Here is a 15,227-nt window from a genome sequence, read left to right on the forward strand (position 1 = left end):
TTGCCATGTCTTTCGCTGAAAACCTCAAGAAACTCCCCGGTATCACCCACCTTGCCGCGCTCAACCTGCTCGACGCCGACGGCAATGTCGTCGCCAGCATCGAAAACAAGGCCGGCAGCCAGGGCTCGCTCGCCGTCTACAACCACCTCGCCCAGACCTACGGTTCGATCAACGCCGAAGCCGCAAAGAAGGGCATCGAAATCTTTGCCGAGCATGGCGAAGACGAGCGCGCCAACCCCGGCAAGCACCCGAACATCGCCCGCCTGCTGCAGATCGAGGCCGGCGCGCCGGCCTTGCGGGTGAAGCACGTGTTCGCGGTGTGATAGCCGCGGCGCCCGGGGATTGATGTCCGCGGTGCATCCCTGATCCCGGGTTTTATTTCATAATGCCGATTCGATAATTTTTATCAGGGAGAGGCAGTGTGGAATTTCGTGATCTACGGGGCAAGGTCGTTCTGACCGCGTTTTCGGTGTTTTTTTGCTGCATGACGCTTGGCTGTTCATCGAAGACAGCGGAAGAAAAGGGCAAGGAAATGGCATCGGAGAAAATCGATCTCGTCAAAGGGGTCGGCGCCGCGCTCGAAGAAAAGGGAGGCGCAGCGGCCGAATCCGTGACCAGCGGCCTTGGCAGCATCGTAAGCGGGGTCAAGAAAGGCGTCGCGAAATCCGACAAGCGTGTCGTCAACGATGCGTCGCTGGCGGCGGCCGGGTTTCAAGTGACGGCGGTCCAGGAAACGCCGCCGGGGACGGAACTCGAGAGTCGCGGCATCGACGCCTATCTCGTCGCCGAACGGAAGGTGGCAGGGTTGCTCAAGGTCACGGTGTACGACGTGCTGGACAAGGAGATCGGCAGGACGAAGATCCCGTTTGCGCTGGATGCGGAGCAAGGGAAGTATTTTCGTATTCCGCTGGAGCAGCAGATCGAATTCGGGAAGATTGAAAAGCTGTCCTTTGTGTTTCAGGCTTCCTGATTTTTGATTTTCTTGCTGATGCGCTGTTTTCCGCGCCTGACGCGCGGGCGTGCTTGGTTGTTGAACCGCTTGGTTCCGCCGCTGACCGGCGGGCGTACTTTCTTTTTTGTGGAAAAAAGAAAGTAGCCAAAGAAAAAGCCACCCCAGGTTGCGCGGTCGGCTGCGCCGACTCCCCTGCGCTACTCGAAGGGCCGGGCGGCTGCGCAACTCGGCCCTGCGGGCCTCAGACAGTGCTCGCCGACTGCCCCCGGCCCTTCTCCGTTGCTCGGCGCTCCACATGGGGGCCCCGAAAGGCGTCTCTGCTGAATGGCCAAGGTTTAAACCTTGTATGTTTCCGTTCCGCTCGGTTTTCCGGGCCCCTTGGGAGGCGCCGAGCAACGCAGGCGTTGGCGGATCAAGGGCGAGCACTGTCTGAGGGGCAAAGCCCCGAGTTGCGCAGCCCCCGCCAAGGCCGAGTAGCGCAGGGCACACGCGCAGCGGGCGCCGACCTAGGGTCGCCTTCTTCTTTGGCTACTTTCTTCTTGGCGAAACAAGAAGAAAGTACGCCCGCCGGTCAGCGGCGGAACCCAACGGTTAATCAACCAAAGACGCCCACGCGTCAGGTGCGGAACCCGCTCAGTCCTCCGCTTCGACAAATACCCACTCCCGCTCCTCCGCCCGCAGGTGGAGCCGACCGTCGGCGATTTCGACCTGTAGTCCGGGATAGTCGAGGCTGAGCGCAGCGGTGAAATTGTTGCCGTTGCGGTAGCCGAGTTGCAGGCTGCCGGTTTGCGCCAGGACTTCGAGGCGGCCCTGGCAGGCCGGGCAGCGGGCGGCGAGGATGCCGTGTTCGCCGTCGAGCAGTTCGTCACAGGCGTCGAGCCAGGCCGAGGAGGGAAGCTTGGCGCCGCAGAGCGGGCAGTTGGCGTCACGTTTCATGCGTACTCCGGCAGGATGTTGTTGCGCCAGCTTAGCGCGGAAGTCGATTTGGCGCTGCGTTGCGGGCCCGGTTCAGGTTTGCCATTGGCCTATCGTTCGAATTCGTTCAACGTTTTCGTGAATATCACTCAGCGAGCCTTCTCTCCGGAGCCTGGGCGGGCGCGTATAATCGCCGGGGAACTTCGGGGGAGTAGTGGTTCGCTCAATCAATCATTTTCCTTCAACACAACGGAGATTACACGATGAAACGCAAGTTGCTGCTAGCCTTGGTCGCCACCGCAACCGTCGCCACCGCTCACGCTCAGGTCAAGGTCGAGGATGCCATCAAGTGGCGCCAGTCGGCATATGCCACGATGGGCTGGAGCATGGGTCGGATCAAGGCCAACCTCGACGGTACCTACAACAAGGATGAGGTGGTCAAGGCCGCCAACGTCATTCAGGCGATCGCCAATTCCGGCATGGGCGCGCTTTATGTGCCGGGCAGCGACAAGGGTAAGGGCTGGGCCGAAACCCGCGTCAAGCCCGAACTGTTCACCGATGGCGCCAAGGTCGGCAAACTGGCTGGCGATTTCAACCAGGCCGCCAACGAGCTGGCCAAGGTTGCCGCCAGCGGCGACGCGGCAGCGGTGAAGACGGCGTTCGGCAAGGTCGGCGGTAGCTGCAAGGCCTGTCACGACGATTACCGCAAGGACAACAAGTAAGGTTCCGGCGTTCTGAACGCAGGGATCGGGGCGCCGCGAGGCGCCCTTGTCGTTTGGCGCGAAGGAATACGAAAAGAGGTATGCAATGAACAGCAAGAAAATCCGGGTCTGGGATCTGCCGACCCGTCTCTTCCACTGGCTACTGGTGCTGGCGGTGCTCGCTCTGGTGGTAACCGGTAAGGTAGGCGGCAACCTGATCGACTGGCATGGCAGGATTGGCGTCGGGCTCGCCGGACTGATCGCCTTCCGCCTGGTCTGGGGCGTCGCCGGCTCGACCTATGCCCGCTTCGGCCAGTTCTTCCCGACGCCGGCGCGGATTTCCGCCTACCTGCGCCGCGGCCATCGTGGCGTTGGCCATAATCCGCTGGGGGCCTTGTCGGTGTTTGCCCTGCTCGGCCTGCTGAGCATTCAGTTGTTGACCGGCCTCGTGGCCAACGATGACATCGCCTTCGTCGGCCCGCTCTTCGATCTGGTCGGCCGTGATCTGAGCAACGTGGCGACCGGCTGGCACAAGGCCGTGGTCAACCTGCTGATCCTGCTGGTGGCGCTGCACATCGCGGCGATCGTCTTCTATGCCCGGGTGAAGAAGGACAACCTGGTCAAGCCGATGCTCACCGGCTGGAAGGAAGTGAACGAGGGCGAGACAGCGCAAGGTGGAGGCTGGCTGGCGCTGCTTGTCGCCCTGGCGATTGCCGGGCTCGCCGTGTACCTGGCCAGCGGTAGCTGGTTGCCGGAGCCGCCGCCACCGCCACCGGCTGTTGAAACCCCGGCTTGGTGAGACTTTTCGGCAAAAAACTTCAATTGCGACCGGAGGGCCGGTGCCTATAATGGACCGAGTTCATTTTCTGCCATCCGGAAGCCATGTCCTATCGCGTCATCGTCGCGTTGGCCAGTCTGTTGCTGATGTCGGTTTTTGCCGGTGTCGCGCTGTTTGGCGCGCGCCTCGCCGATGGTCGTCTGGCGGAAAGCCTGGAGAGCGAAGCGAGGCGCCTGAAAACAGCTTACGAGTTGTCGCAGGGCGAACTCGAGCAGCAGATGATGGCGCTGGCCGGGACGATCGCCGCCGATCCGGAGACGATCCGCCTGATGCGTGCCGCTGGCGAGGCGGTGGCGGCCGAGGGCGGTGCTGCCGGCGGTGCGCGGGCGGCCGCGGTGCGCGCCGCGTTGGCGGCGCACCGGCAGCAGCAGTGGGACTACCTGCAACGGGAGGTCGGTGTCCGCCAGATGCAGTATCTGTTGCCGGACCTCACTTCCTTCCTGCGTTTTCACGCGCCGACGCAGTTCGGCGACAGCCTGGGCGAACTGCGTTACCTGTTGCGTAACGTCGAGGAGTTGCGGCAAGTGGCCAGCGGTTTCGAGACTGGCCGCGCTTTTGCCGGCATCCGCGGGGCGGCGCCGGTGCTCGATCGTTTGCCGGACGGGCGCGAGAATCTCGTCGGCTTGCTGGAAATCGGCATCGCTTTCGACGGTTACATCCAGCGCTTGAGCGAGCGCACCGCGGTCGGCTTCGGCGTACTGCTCGATCCGCAGGCGGTCACCGCAGCGATGTGGGAGAACTACCGGCCGCTGGCCCCGAAAGAGCAGCCGGGCGCCTGCTGCTACCTGCTGGCCGCCTCGCGCGGCGAGCTGGCCGAGTGGATGGCGGCCAGCGCGCTGCCCGAGTACGGCGGCAGTTTCCGCAGCGATCTGCTGCGCCATGATGGCCATGATTTCCAGCTGATCCGCTTTCCCCTGCGCGATTACCCGGGGCGTCTCGATCCGGCGCGACCGGCGATCGGTTCGGTGCTGATCTGGCAGGACGTCGGCAGCATCATCGCGAGCACGCGCGAATTCAAGCAGCGAGCCTTCCAGAACCTGTTGATCGCCTATCTCGTGACGCAGTTGCTGCTGTTTTTCCTGGTCAGCGCCTCGCGCCGCGAATGGCAGAACCAGCTCGCCGGGCAGACGGCGCGCATCGCCGAATTGCTGCATCAGAACGAGGTGCTGCTGCGCACCGCCGGCGAGGGGATTTTCGGGGTCGATCGCGAACAGGTGGTCACCTTCATCAATCCGGCGGCGCAGAAGATGCTGGGCTATGCGCAGGACGCCGTGATCGGCCAGCGCCTGCACGCGCTGATTCATCTGCGCGGTCCGGATGGGCAGCCTTGCGAGGAGGCGGCCTGTCCGGTGGCGCTGACCCTGGGCGACGGTCAGACGCGGACCCAGGAGGAATGGCTGCGCCGCAGCGACGGCGGCATCTTCCCGGTGCGCATGACGGTGTCGCCGATCCGCGAAGGTCTGGGCTATGGCGGTGCCGTCGTCGTTTTTCACGACATCGGCGAACTCAAGGAGAAGGAAGCCGCATTGACCCGGCTGGCCCGGACCGACACGCTGACCGGACTGAACAACCGTGGTTATTTCCTCGAACTGCTCGGCATCGAGATCAGTCGCTGGCAGCGCAATGGGCACCACGTGGCCTTGTTGATGATCGACCTCGACTGCTTCAAGCGGGTCAACGACACCTGGGGCCACGCCGTCGGCGACGAGGTGCTGCGCCATTTTTCCGAGGTTCTGCGCCGTTCGCTGCGCCGCGTCGATATCGCGGGTCGCCTGGGGGGCGAGGAGTTCGCCGTGCTTTTGCCCGGTGACAACGAGGTGGCCGCGCTTGCCGCTGCCGAGCGCCTGCGCCAGAACGTCGCCAACGAGGCGGCGTCTACCAGTGCCGGCGCCATCACGGTCACCATCAGCATCGGCGTCACCCTGTTCCGGGCCGGCGACAGCAGTCACGAGCAGCCGCTGCGGCGCGCCGATCAGGCGCTTTACCGGGCCAAGCAGGCCGGCCGCAACCGGGTCGAAGCCGACTTCGCGGCCGAACTCAAGCCTGGCGACGCTGCGCCAGCAGACCGCTGATCCAGCGTTTCTGCGCTTCCCGGCGGCGTTTGTCGGTGAGGCGTTCGATGATGCGCTCGCGCACCTCGGCGAAGGGTAGCAGGCCGCTGGGCAGGATTTCGTCGCAACGCAGGATGTGCAGGCCGACTTCCGATTCGAGCACGCTGCTGATGCCATCCTCGGCCAGGGCAAAGGCCGCCGCTTCGAGCTCCGGGAACAGTTGCTTGCGGCGGACGACGCCGAGCAGTCCGCCTTCGAGCGCGGTCGGACACTGCGAGTGGCGCAGCGCGGCGGCGGCGAATTTCTCGCGCTCGTGCGCCGTCGTGCGTAGCTTTTCCAGCGTCTTGCGGGCCTCGGCGGCCTGTTGCGGGGAATTGTAGGTGATCAGGATGTGGCGCAGGCGGCGCGCTTCCGGCCGGTCGAAGGCGTCCTGGTGCAGGCGGTAGTAGATTTCCGCGTCGACCTCGCTGACCGGCGCTTCGGCGGCGGCGACGCGGTCGAGCACGGCTTCGACGCGCAGGTCGCGGGCGACCGCCTTCTCCAGCTCGGCTTCGCTGAGCCCGATGCGCTCGAGATCCTGGGCGAAGGCGTCGGCATCCGGGTAGCGGCCGCGAATCTCGGCGATGCGGGTCTGCAGCGTCGGTCCCGGCACCATCACGTGGGTTGCCTGCGGACTGGCCAGGATGCGCTGTTCGATGCCGTCCTGGCGGGTTGCCACTTCGCTGAGGCGGTTGCGCTCCGGGTCGCTGAGCGTTTCCGGCCCCTTTTGAAACAGTTCCCAGGAAAGTTTCAGTTCGAGATAGGCATGCAACATGGTCTTACTCCCCGTCGACAAGGGGTTCCAGGGTAGCTTCCGGGATTTGCAGCAGGCGCCCCGGCAGACTGTCGAAATGGATGTGATAGGCAACGCCGCCCGGCGCGTCGCGGATCACCTTGATGACTTCGCCGATCGCCCCGAGTTCGACCAGGACCTTGCCGTCCACGGCGAGCTGGCGGGCGCTGCGTACCTTCTCGCGGAATTCGAAACGCGACGGCGTCCAGGTTTCGTCGATGTCGATCAGCTCTTCCTCGCGACAGCCGACGATCTTGCCCAGTTCGAGAAAGTTCACCGAGTAGATGATCTGATCCTGCAGGAAGGTGCCGACATCGACGACGACGCCGGTGCTGCCGCGGCGCACCAGCGGCTCGCCGGGGTCGAGCCCAGGGTAGGTGCCGTCGTTGCGCACGTTGCGGATCAGGCGCACGGTGTCGCCATATTCCCAGCGTGGTCTCATTGCCGGAAGACCTTGTCCAGCGAGACGAAGGAACTCATGCCACCTTCCGGCGTGGCGACGTGCTGGAAGACGGCGAAGACCTTCTCGGTCAGCGCGTCGGAGACGGTGAAGTCGAGATAGGCGCGTTCCAGCCAGAGGCGGTAGATGGCGCGCTGCTGTTCCTCTTCCGGCGGCAGGTTGGGCGCCTGACGGGCCAGGTAGTCGTGGAAGCGCTGCAGGATGTGCAGGCGGTTTACATGGACCACCGAGGCGTCGTAGGGGATTTCGAAATAGTCCAGGAAGTCTTCGGCGGAGACCAGGTCTTCCATCGCTTCGGCTAGGGTCAGGGTGTCTTCCATGATGCCTCCTCAGGCTGCAACAAGTTTCAAATCGGGAATGTTCTCTTCGTCTTCCGTGTTGCCACGGAAGGCGTCGACCACTTCGAGCAGCTTGCCGGCGCCGAGCTGGTCGCGGCTGTCGAGCGCGGCCAACTTGCACAGGCGCTGGCGGGAATCGGCGATGCGGCCGAGACGAAGCAGGACGACGCTGGCCGCCTTCAGCGCTAGCAGGTAGAAGCGCAGCATGCCGAAGGAGCTGGCGGCGGCGGCGGCCAGCCGCGTTTCGTCGATACGCTCCCAGGCCGGCAGGCCGAGCCGGCGGCCGGAGAGCTGCATGGCGAGTTCGGCGACCTGCAGCGCGTCTTCCAGACGGTGCTGGTAGAAGTAGTAGCGGTAGATGCCGACCAGCACGGTCAGGCTGTCCGGAGCCAGCAGGTGGGCGCGCAGCAGCGACAGTTCGGCGGCCGGTTCGCCGTATTCGCTGGCCGCCTGGACAAGGAGCGCGGCGGCTTCAGCCGCCAGCGGCTCCTCGAAGTACAGCGTGTCGTCGGCGAAATCGAGCAGGTCCATGTCAGTGCATCGCCTCGCTCTCGCAGCACAGGTCGCCGGCGCTGCAGGTCTGGCAGTCGCTGGCGGTGTGCGGCGCCGGTTCGTGGCGCAGCGTCGCCAGTTCCTTTTCCAGCGTCTCGATGCGTTCGATCAGGCAGGCGATCGAGCGTGCCACCGGGTCGGGCAGCACGTTGTGTTCGAGGTCGATGCTGCCCGGCTTGCGCGCGGCGCGGGTATCGACGATGCGGCCGGGAATGCCGACCACGGTGCGGTCGGCCGGGACGTTCTTGACCACCACCGAGTTGGCGCCGACGCGGACCCGCTCGCCGATCGTGATCGGCCCGAGAATCTTGGCGCCGGCGCCGACGACGACGCCGTTTTCCAGCGTCGGGTGGCGTTTGCCCTTGCGCCACGAGGTGCCGCCCAGCGTGACCCCGTGGTAGAGCGTGACGTCGTCGCCGATCTCGGCGGTTTCGCCGATCACGACGCAGGCGCCGTGATCGATGAAGAAGCGGCGGCCGATCGTCGCCCCCGGGTGGATGTCGACGTTGGTCAGCATGCGGGCGAAGAAGGAGAGGAAGCGCGCCGCGTAGCGCCAGCCGCCATGCCACAGGCGGTGGGCGACGCGGTAGGCGAGGATGGCGTGCAGGCCGGGGTAGGTGGTCAGCACCTCGAGCGTCGAGCGGGCCGCCGGGTCGCGTTCGAAAACGCAGGCGAGGTCTTCACGGAGCGTGGCGCGCAGGCCCGGTGCGGGAACGGTGGGGGCGGTCATGGTCAGGGTGTCAGACATGGAGCGGGCTCCTGAGGGAGGCGAGCAGGCCGATCAGGTCGGCCGTCTCGGGCGGATGCTTGTGGCTGGCGACGAAAGCGCGCACCTGCGGCAACAGCGCCTGCGCCTGGGCTTCGTCGAGGTCGACGCCGAGGCCGGCATAGACCACCTGCACGGCGCGCGAACCGGAATGCTTACCGAGCACGATGCGGTGCGCCTGGCCGACTTCCTGCGGGTCGAAACCCTGGTAGTTGTCCGGATGCTTGAGCAGGCCATCGACATGGATGCCGGCTTCGTGCGTGAAGGCGCCAGCGCCGACGACGCTCTTCTGCCAGGGCACGGCACGCCCGGAAGCGCTGGCGACGAGCGCCGAGAGCGCCGGAAAACCGCGCAGTTCGACGCCGGTTTCGATGCCGTGCAATTTCTTCAGACCGAGCACGACTTCTTCCAGCGGCGCGTTGCCGGCGCGTTCGCCCAGCCCGTTGACCGTGGTGTTGACGTGCGTCGCGCCGGCCTTGCAGGCGGCCAGCGTGTTGGCGGTGGCCAGCCCCATGTCGTCGTGCGCGTGCATCTCGATTTCGAGGCCGGTATTGGCACGCAGGCGGGCGATCCGGTCGAAGGTGGTGAATGGCTCAAGGATGCCCAGGGTGTCGGCGAAGCGCAGGCGACGGGCGCCGCTGCGTTCGGCCACTTCGGCCAGCGCGCAGAGGAAGTCAGGGTCGGCGCGCGAGGCGTCCTCGCAGCCGACGCCGACGTCGAGGCCGAGGTCGCGGGCGGCGCCGATGTACTTCGGCAGTTCGCGCAGCAGCCATTGGCGGTCGCGCTTCAACTTGTAGGCGAGGTGCTGTTCGGAAGCCGGCACCGAGATATCGACCAGGTGGGCGCCGAGGTCGCGGCAGGCGGCGATGTCCTCGGGGTGCATGCGGCTCCACACCATCAGCTTCGGGTTGAGGCCGAGGCCGGCGACGGCGCGGATCGACGCGCGCTCTTCCTCGCCCATCGCCGGGATGCCGACTTCCAGCTCGGGGACGCCGATGGCGTCGAGGCGGCGGGCGATCGCCAGCTTCTCGTCGAGCGAGAAGGCAACCCCGGCGGATTGCTCGCCGTCGCGCAGCGTGGTGTCGTTGATGGTGATGAAGGGCTGGGTCATGGATGGCTCCTTGCTGCTTTATTAGCAAGCCCGGTGCCAGCTTTTATATTGTTGATTTAATTGAGTTATTGTTTTTCTTTGAGTGACATTGTCAATGTCATGTCGTGATTCCTACACGGCGCCGGCGGTCAACGCGACGACGCCCCGGCCGGGTCACGACCGGGGCGTCGGTGGCGGGTGGTCCTATAGCGTGTAGGGCGCGTGCAGCCAGTGGCGGACCACTTCCAGGTCGCGCGGCGGCAGGTAGGCATAGCCGTCGAGTGCGTCCTCGATGACCGCCTGCGCCACCCAGTGCGGGACGGCCTTGCTGGTCAGCATGTGGAAATACCAGGCCATCGGGAAGCCGACGCCGCGGTCGAACTGAGTCAGCGCCTGGTGCAGTTCGAGCTGGCGGGTCGTCGCTGCCGCGCCGAAAGTCGGCGGCTCGCCGGCCAGGGTGGCGATCGGTTGGGCACGGATGATCGGTTGCTGATAGCGGTCGAGGTGTTCGCGGGTGGCGATCACCCAGTGGTTGCTGTAGGCGCTGGTCTGCCCGGCGCTGCTCTTGGTCCAGTCCTCGAACATGCGGTGGATCGGCGCTGCTTCCGGTTTCTGGACCAGCATGCGCTGCAGCAGGGCACCGATGTGCTGCAGGCGGCGGAAAGTGTAGAAAGGCAGATCGAGCGGCTGCAGTTTCTCGCTGCCGCTGCGCGGATCGGTCAACTCCTCGAGCGAGCCCGGCTCGCCGACAAACAGGCGGTGGGCGCGCATTTCCTGGAGATCCTCGATTTCGAGCAGGAGGAAGTCTTCGTGGGCGTCGCCGACGCAGGCGGTGAGGTAATGGGTCTGGCCGACCAGACGGGTGGCGTAGAGTTCCTGGTCGGCGTAATCGTCGACCAGGAGGTCGATGTCGCCGTCGCGGGCGGCGAGTTCCTGTTCCAGCCAGGTCTCGAGATTGTCGGAAACGCGTTCGCCGCTGCCGTCGACGACGCCGCCCAGGCGGTACCAGCCGCCGCGGGCAAAGGCGTGGCGGAATTTCCAGTCTTCCAGCGCCGTGTCGAGCGCCTTGACCAGCGCCGTCGGGCCGGCGCTGACCGTGGTCCTGGCGCAGGCGCCGGCAATGGCAGGCGACAGCGACTTGCAGTATTCGGTCCAGGCGGTGCTTTCCTTGCTCATGTTCTTTCCTCGGGGCGGACGGCGGTGGTGGGGCTGAGGCGGGCGAGGGCGGCGGCCCGGACTTCGGGTTCCGGGTCGTCGGCCAGCGCGGCCAGTTGTTCGGGTGGGACGTTGTCGATGGCGGCCAGGCGCACCCACCACTCGGGGTCGCCGAGCAAGGCGATGGCGAGGCCGGGCAAGGCGCGCTCGGCGACCAGCGCGCGCACTTCCGGTTCCGGGTCGTCGGCCAGCAGGTGCAGGGCGAAGGCTGGCAGGCGGCTGGCGACGACCTTGCGCACTTCGCGTTCCGGGTCCTTGGCCAGGCGCGAGAGCTGGCCGTGCGGCAGGCGGCGGGCGACGGTGGCGCGGATCAGGTAGTCGGCGTCGTCGATCAACTGTGGCAATTGTTCTTCCGGCAGGCGGGCGGCCACCGACAGGCGGACTTCGCGGTCGGGGTCGCTGGCCATCGCCGCCAGTTGGTCGACCGGCAGGCGGCTGGCGACGACGCGGCGAACGACTTCGTCGCTGTCGCTCTTGAGGCGGAAGATGCGGTCGACCGGCGCGTGGCGTGCGGCGATGGCGCGGCGTTCCCAGAAGATGTCGTCGAGGTAGTGCTCGGCCTCGTCCGGGTTGCGGCGCAGGAAACGGTCGATCTGCCGGCCGCTGTGGGCACGGATGCAGGCCTCGCCCGGCTGGCAGCGACCCGCCTCAAGAAAGGACGGGTACAGTGGGCAATGGGCGCACAGGCCGTTGGCAACGGCTTTCTGGTTTGGCGGCTCGGCCATGATCGCGGCCTGTTCCTGGCGGGATGAGAAGGCGGGCTGCCGGACGGACCGGCAACCCATGGTCCGGCTCAGGCGGCGAGCGCTTCGTAGCTGAAGCAGTTCTTCGGGCAGACCCGACCGCAGGCGCTGCAGCCGATGCAGTCACCGAGATCCTTCAGGGTCATCTTGGCGGCGGCGCTTTCGTCCTCGTCGTCATCCTCGTCGGAGTCGATGAGGTTGAGCACGTCGCGCGGGCAGACCTTGTAGCAACGACCACAGCCGATGCACTTTTCCTCGTCGAGGGCGGTCACGAATTGCGGAATCCAGGGGTTGCCGGCCCGGGTCAGCGCGGTGTAGTCAGCCATGCTACTTCCTTTCTAAGCAGTGTTCCGGCCGGTGGCTGCCGGCCGCGAGTGGTTGAATGATGTCATCTGCCAGATCGGCGGCCGGTTTCTTCCGGAACGTCCTTCCTGGCTCACGCATTCATGATGAGCAAATTTGGTGCCACTCATGAAATCGTTGTTTTTCAATGGTTTGTCGGGTATTTGTGGGGAATGCGACAGGTGGCTTGGCGGCTTCGCACGAATTCGGGGCGTAGATGCGACAACGCCGGCCTGGCGCCCTGGAGGGCAACAAGCCGGCGTTTGCGCGGCGTTTATTCGTCGCTGTCGCGGCCGGCGATGATCACGCCGTTGGCAACCGCCAGGTCGCTGGTCGCTTCCAGGCAGTGGCCGCTGATGCCGGTGATCAGGTAGATCAGGGCGGCCGGCGTGGTGGCCACTGCTTGCAGGCGCGGCGAGATGTCGTCTTCGCTGCATTCGGTGAAGATCAGTTCGCTGAAGCTGGCGCGCAGCGTGCTGGCGTTGTCGCCGCGCTCGACGGCGCTCACCACTTCGGCCAGGCGTTCGGGGGTCATCTCAGGCCTCCTCGGCGTCAAGCGCTTCGGCGTAGCGGGCGAGCGAGCCGGGGGCGATGCCCATGATCCGCGCCAGCCAGGGCGGCGGGTTGAGCAGGGCGCCTTGCAGTTCGCCGAGCACTTCGCGGGCGGCTCCGCCCTTCGGCTTCTTCAGCGGATGGACGCCGGCACGCACGACCTTGGCCGCCGCCGGGCCGCCGATCGATTGCAGATAGACGATCTGGCAATCGTTGATCACCGCCGCCCGTGCCGCGTTGCGGTCTTCCGCGGCATCGGCGTCGAGGCCGGAGCGCACGTCGACCAGCCGGATTTCGGTCGGCGAGAGCTGGTAGATCAGGAAGTTCTCGCAGGACCCGAAGTGGCCGTCGAGATTTTCGCCGCGGTTGGCGGCGATGGCGACGCGGATCGAGCCGGGCATGTCACCTTCCTGGTAGGCCTCCGGGGTCGGCTTGTCGCTGCCGGCGACGTCCTGGCCCCAGAGGATGCGCACGGTTTCCTTGAGCGCTTCCGGGCTGACGCCGACCGTGCAGTTCTCGTCGGCATGGTCGCCGGCGAGGATTTCGCGCAAGTCCTCGACGGTCAGGCGGGAGAGCTTGCTTTCGGTGATCGGCAGCTCGAGTTTTTCGGCCAGCGCGTTGACCAGGGCGCGGACTTCCAGACCTTCCAGGGCCCTGGCGGCCAGTGCGATACGGTAGGCGGCTTCGCGGGAAGCGACGGGTTGGCTCATGACTATCTCCTGGCGTGAAAGCGGGTAATGGAACGCCCGGCGGGCCGGACGCTCGGTTGCCGGCTCTCAGGCGGGCGAAATACAGCCCGAGGGGCAGACGTTCACGCACATCGGCGTGTCGTTTTCGCCTTCGCATTCGGTGCAGGTGGCGGCGTCGATGGTGTAGAACACCTTGCCCTTCTTGATCGCCTTGGTCGGGCAGATCGGACGGCAATCGTCGCAAGCGGTGCACATATCGGGATCGATATACATTGCCATGATGTTTCTCCTGTCTTCAGTCTTCCGCCGCGCCCAGGCGCCTGGCCCGGACCGAGATGGGCAGGCGGGCGGGTTTGGCGATCGGGTCAACGTAATAGCTGCCACCGTTCTCCAGCATGAGGACGCCACCCCACTTTTCAGCGGTGTCGAACTCGATGGATTCGATGGCAGCTTCCAGGTCGCGCTTGGGCAGGTAGAAAACCAGCCCGCCTGCGGCATTCTGGCGAATCATGATGTTGGCCATGAGGCACTCCGGTGGCAGGACCGGGCGGCGGGTGCCGCCCGGTCCCTGGCGGCGGGTTAGCGAACCAGGTCGTGGTTGTAGTCGGTGACACCCATTTCGCGGGTCTGGTCGTCGAGGCGTTCGAGAACCGCGTTGGTCAGGGTGGTCAGGACATACATCGCGCCTTCGTAGCCCAGCGTCGTCATCCGGTGCAGGTGGTGGCGGTCGAAGATCGGGAAGCCGATGCGGATCAGCGGAACTTCGAATTCCTTGCCCTTATGCACGGTGTCGCGCTGGATGTACTTGCCGTAGCTGTTGCCGATCAGGAAGTCCGGCTTGTCGGTGAAGCACAGGCTGCGCAGGTGCCAGAGGTCGGCGCCCGGGTAGGCCTTGCCATTGACGCCGTAGGGCGAGCTGGCGAGCAGCTTTTCCATCGCCTTCGCCCACTTCTTGCTGCCGTTGTTGCAGACGATGTGGGTCGGCTCGATGCCGAATTCCAGCAGTAGCTTGACCATGCCCATCAGGAAGTCCGGATCGCCGTAGAGGGCCATCTTCTTGCCGTGCAGCCAGGCATGCGAGTCGGTCATCATGTCGATCAGGCGGCCACGCTCCAGCTTGATGGAGTCGGCGATCGGCTTGCCGGTGGCTTCCGAGACCTTCATCAGGAACTCGTCGGTCCATTCCACACCCATCGGGATGTTGGTCTTCGGCACTTCGTGGTTCCAGGTGTTTTCGACGAACTTCTTCGTCTTCTCGCAGGTCAGCGGCTGGACCAGGAAGGTGGTGATGGCGTTCGGCGCATCCTTGACCTCGTCCATCGTCGTGCCGCCGGCGTACATGCGGAATTCGCCGTCAGCCGGGGTGTCGAGCACTTCTTCCGGATCGCTGAGCATCGTGTAATCGACGCCCATTTCCTTCAGGTAGCGCTTGATCACACGGTAGTTGCCGAGGTAGGTCTCGAAGCCCGGCACGATGTTGATCTTGCCGTTGGAGCCGACGACCTTGCCTTCCATGGTGTTCAGCGTGAAGTAGCGCAGGATCCCTTCTTCCATGTTGTCCCAGCCGGTGACATGGCTGCCGACGAAGGACGGGGTGTGCGCGAAGGGAACCGGGAAATCCTTGTCCAGGTGACCTTCGTTCTTCGCGTTGTTGATGAAGGCGTTCAGGTCGTCGCCGATGACTTCGGCGATACAGGTGGTCGACATGGCGATCATCTCGGCACCGTAGAGCTTGGTGGCGTTGGCCAGGCCTTCATGAACGTTCTTCTGACCGCCGAACACGGCTGCATCTTCAGTCATCGAGTCGGCGATGAAGGCGATCGGTTCCTTGAAGTGGCGGTTGAAGTAGGTGCGGAAGTAGGCCACGCAACCTTGCGAGCCGTGGATATACACCAGGGACTTCTTGAAGCCCAGACCGCACAGGGCGGAACCGAGCGGCTGGCAGGCCTTGGCCGGATTGACGGTGAGCGCTTCGCGCTTGAAGTTCAGTTCCTGGTATTCCTGGGTGGTCGTCCAGTTGAAAATTTCCCAGACTTTGTCCTTGGAATGACCTTCCTCGAACTGAGCCTTCTTGTTGGTCAGGGTCGCCTTGTAGTCGTCATCGCGAAACAAGGGGTAGCACGGCTTGATCTTCTCTACGGTTTGCATCTTGATCTCCTTCGCCCGCACCACCAATCCGTGGATACGGGCG

The 15,227-nt window shown here is 65.0% G+C and carries 20 protein-coding genes; 5 read left to right on the plus strand and 15 right to left on the minus strand.

Annotation, left to right across the window (positions count from 1 at the left end):
• The first annotated feature begins 5 nt into the window (after positions 1 to 5).
• Positions 6 to 323, plus strand: coding sequence for a DUF2322 family protein (locus tag ACLIIZ_RS16515; protein ID WP_416693872.1), 318 nt, complete (start codon positions 6 to 8; stop codon positions 321 to 323).
• A gap of 98 nt (positions 324 to 421) precedes the next feature.
• Complete coding sequence (locus ACLIIZ_RS16520) at positions 422 to 970, plus strand: hypothetical protein (protein ID WP_416693873.1); 549 nt, start codon at positions 422 to 424, stop codon at positions 968 to 970.
• 615 nt (positions 971 to 1,585) lie between these two features.
• Here the strand turns inward: ACLIIZ_RS16520 and ACLIIZ_RS16525 are convergent.
• Positions 1,586 to 1,888 (minus strand): hypothetical protein, encoded by a 303-nt coding sequence (locus tag ACLIIZ_RS16525; RefSeq protein ID WP_416693874.1) that lies wholly within the window; start codon positions 1,886 to 1,888, stop codon positions 1,586 to 1,588.
• Positions 1,889 to 2,130: 242 nt separating this feature from the next.
• Between ACLIIZ_RS16525 and ACLIIZ_RS16530 the strand changes: the two genes are divergently transcribed.
• The 3 genes from ACLIIZ_RS16530 to ACLIIZ_RS16540 all read left to right on the plus strand — a co-directional run bounded on the left by ACLIIZ_RS16530 (position 2,131) and on the right by ACLIIZ_RS16540 (position 5,478).
• Positions 2,131 to 2,589 (plus strand): c-type cytochrome, encoded by a 459-nt coding sequence (locus tag ACLIIZ_RS16530; RefSeq protein ID WP_416693875.1) that lies wholly within the window; start codon positions 2,131 to 2,133, stop codon positions 2,587 to 2,589.
• Between the two features lie 85 nt (positions 2,590 to 2,674).
• Positions 2,675 to 3,367: a cytochrome b/b6 domain-containing protein gene (locus ACLIIZ_RS16535; RefSeq protein ID WP_416693876.1), complete on the plus strand. Its 693-nt coding sequence runs from the start codon at positions 2,675 to 2,677 to the stop codon at positions 3,365 to 3,367.
• 83 nt (positions 3,368 to 3,450) lie between these two features.
• Positions 3,451 to 5,478, plus strand: a complete 2,028-nt coding sequence (locus ACLIIZ_RS16540; RefSeq protein WP_416693877.1) for a sensor domain-containing diguanylate cyclase — start codon at positions 3,451 to 3,453, stop codon at positions 5,476 to 5,478.
• On the opposite strand, the gene nifM is transcribed toward ACLIIZ_RS16540, so the two are convergent.
• From nifM to nifK, 14 genes are all read right to left on the minus strand, one after another.
• Positions 5,444 to 6,271, minus strand: coding sequence for a nitrogen fixation protein NifM (gene nifM, locus ACLIIZ_RS16545; RefSeq protein WP_416693878.1), 828 nt, complete (start codon positions 6,269 to 6,271; stop codon positions 5,444 to 5,446). The two genes, ACLIIZ_RS16540 and nifM, sit on opposite strands and share 35 nt — an antisense overlap.
• A 4-nt stretch (positions 6,272 to 6,275) precedes the next feature.
• Positions 6,276 to 6,731, minus strand: a complete 456-nt coding sequence (locus tag ACLIIZ_RS16550; protein ID WP_416693879.1) for a nitrogen fixation protein NifZ — start codon at positions 6,729 to 6,731, stop codon at positions 6,276 to 6,278.
• Positions 6,728 to 7,069, minus strand: coding sequence for a nitrogenase-stabilizing/protective protein NifW (gene nifW / locus ACLIIZ_RS16555; protein WP_416693880.1), 342 nt, complete (start codon positions 7,067 to 7,069; stop codon positions 6,728 to 6,730). Before nifW ends, ACLIIZ_RS16550 begins: the two co-directional genes overlap by 4 nt.
• Before the next feature lie 9 nt (positions 7,070 to 7,078).
• The gene (locus ACLIIZ_RS16560) at positions 7,079 to 7,618 is read right to left on the minus strand and encodes a hypothetical protein (RefSeq protein WP_416693881.1); all 540 of its coding nucleotides are present in this window, start codon (positions 7,616 to 7,618) and stop codon (positions 7,079 to 7,081) included.
• A gap of 1 nt (position 7,619) precedes the next feature.
• Positions 7,620 to 8,387, minus strand: a complete 768-nt coding sequence (cysE, locus tag ACLIIZ_RS16565) for a serine O-acetyltransferase (RefSeq protein ID WP_416693882.1) — start codon at positions 8,385 to 8,387, stop codon at positions 7,620 to 7,622.
• A complete protein-coding gene (nifV, locus tag ACLIIZ_RS16570) occupies positions 8,380 to 9,516 on the minus strand; it encodes a homocitrate synthase (RefSeq protein ID WP_416693883.1) in 1,137 nt (378 codons plus the stop codon). The genes cysE and nifV overlap by 8 nt, the downstream gene beginning before the upstream one ends.
• Positions 9,517 to 9,699: 183 nt before the next feature.
• On the minus strand, positions 9,700 to 10,671 hold the full coding sequence (locus ACLIIZ_RS16575) for a hypothetical protein (protein ID WP_416693884.1): 972 nt from the start codon (positions 10,669 to 10,671) through the stop codon (positions 9,700 to 9,702).
• Positions 10,668 to 11,435, minus strand: coding sequence for a 4Fe4S-binding leucine-rich repeat protein (locus ACLIIZ_RS16580; protein ID WP_416693885.1), 768 nt, complete (start codon positions 11,433 to 11,435; stop codon positions 10,668 to 10,670). Before ACLIIZ_RS16580 ends, ACLIIZ_RS16575 begins: the two co-directional genes overlap by 4 nt.
• 68 nt (positions 11,436 to 11,503) lie before the next feature.
• The gene (gene fdxB / locus ACLIIZ_RS16585; protein WP_416693886.1) at positions 11,504 to 11,779 is read right to left on the minus strand and encodes a ferredoxin III, nif-specific; all 276 of its coding nucleotides are present in this window, start codon (positions 11,777 to 11,779) and stop codon (positions 11,504 to 11,506) included.
• 290 nt (positions 11,780 to 12,069) lie between these two features.
• Positions 12,070 to 12,330: a DUF6129 family protein gene (locus ACLIIZ_RS16590; RefSeq protein ID WP_416693887.1), complete on the minus strand. Its 261-nt coding sequence runs from the start codon at positions 12,328 to 12,330 to the stop codon at positions 12,070 to 12,072.
• A gap of 1 nt (position 12,331) precedes the next feature.
• Positions 12,332 to 13,057 carry a dinitrogenase iron-molybdenum cofactor biosynthesis protein gene (locus tag ACLIIZ_RS16595; RefSeq protein ID WP_416693888.1) on the minus strand — a complete coding sequence of 242 codons (726 nt, stop codon included), beginning with the start codon at positions 13,055 to 13,057 and terminating at the stop codon, positions 12,332 to 12,334.
• Between the two features lie 66 nt (positions 13,058 to 13,123).
• Positions 13,124 to 13,315, minus strand: coding sequence for a 4Fe-4S binding protein (locus tag ACLIIZ_RS16600; RefSeq protein WP_298396509.1), 192 nt, complete (start codon positions 13,313 to 13,315; stop codon positions 13,124 to 13,126).
• A 16-nt stretch (positions 13,316 to 13,331) separates the two neighbouring features.
• Entirely contained in the window at positions 13,332 to 13,559 is a 228-nt protein-coding gene (gene nifT / locus ACLIIZ_RS16605) for a putative nitrogen fixation protein NifT (protein ID WP_416693889.1), read from the minus strand.
• A 56-nt stretch (positions 13,560 to 13,615) separates the two neighbouring features.
• Positions 13,616 to 15,184, minus strand: a complete 1,569-nt coding sequence (gene nifK / locus ACLIIZ_RS16610; protein WP_416693890.1) for a nitrogenase molybdenum-iron protein subunit beta — start codon at positions 15,182 to 15,184, stop codon at positions 13,616 to 13,618.
• Positions 15,185 to 15,227 lie beyond the last annotated feature (43 nt).

The sequence above is a fragment of the Azonexus caeni genome, assembly GCF_048146105.1.
In the GTDB taxonomy this organism is placed as follows: Bacteria; Pseudomonadota; Gammaproteobacteria; order Burkholderiales; family Rhodocyclaceae; genus Azonexus; species Azonexus aromaticus_B.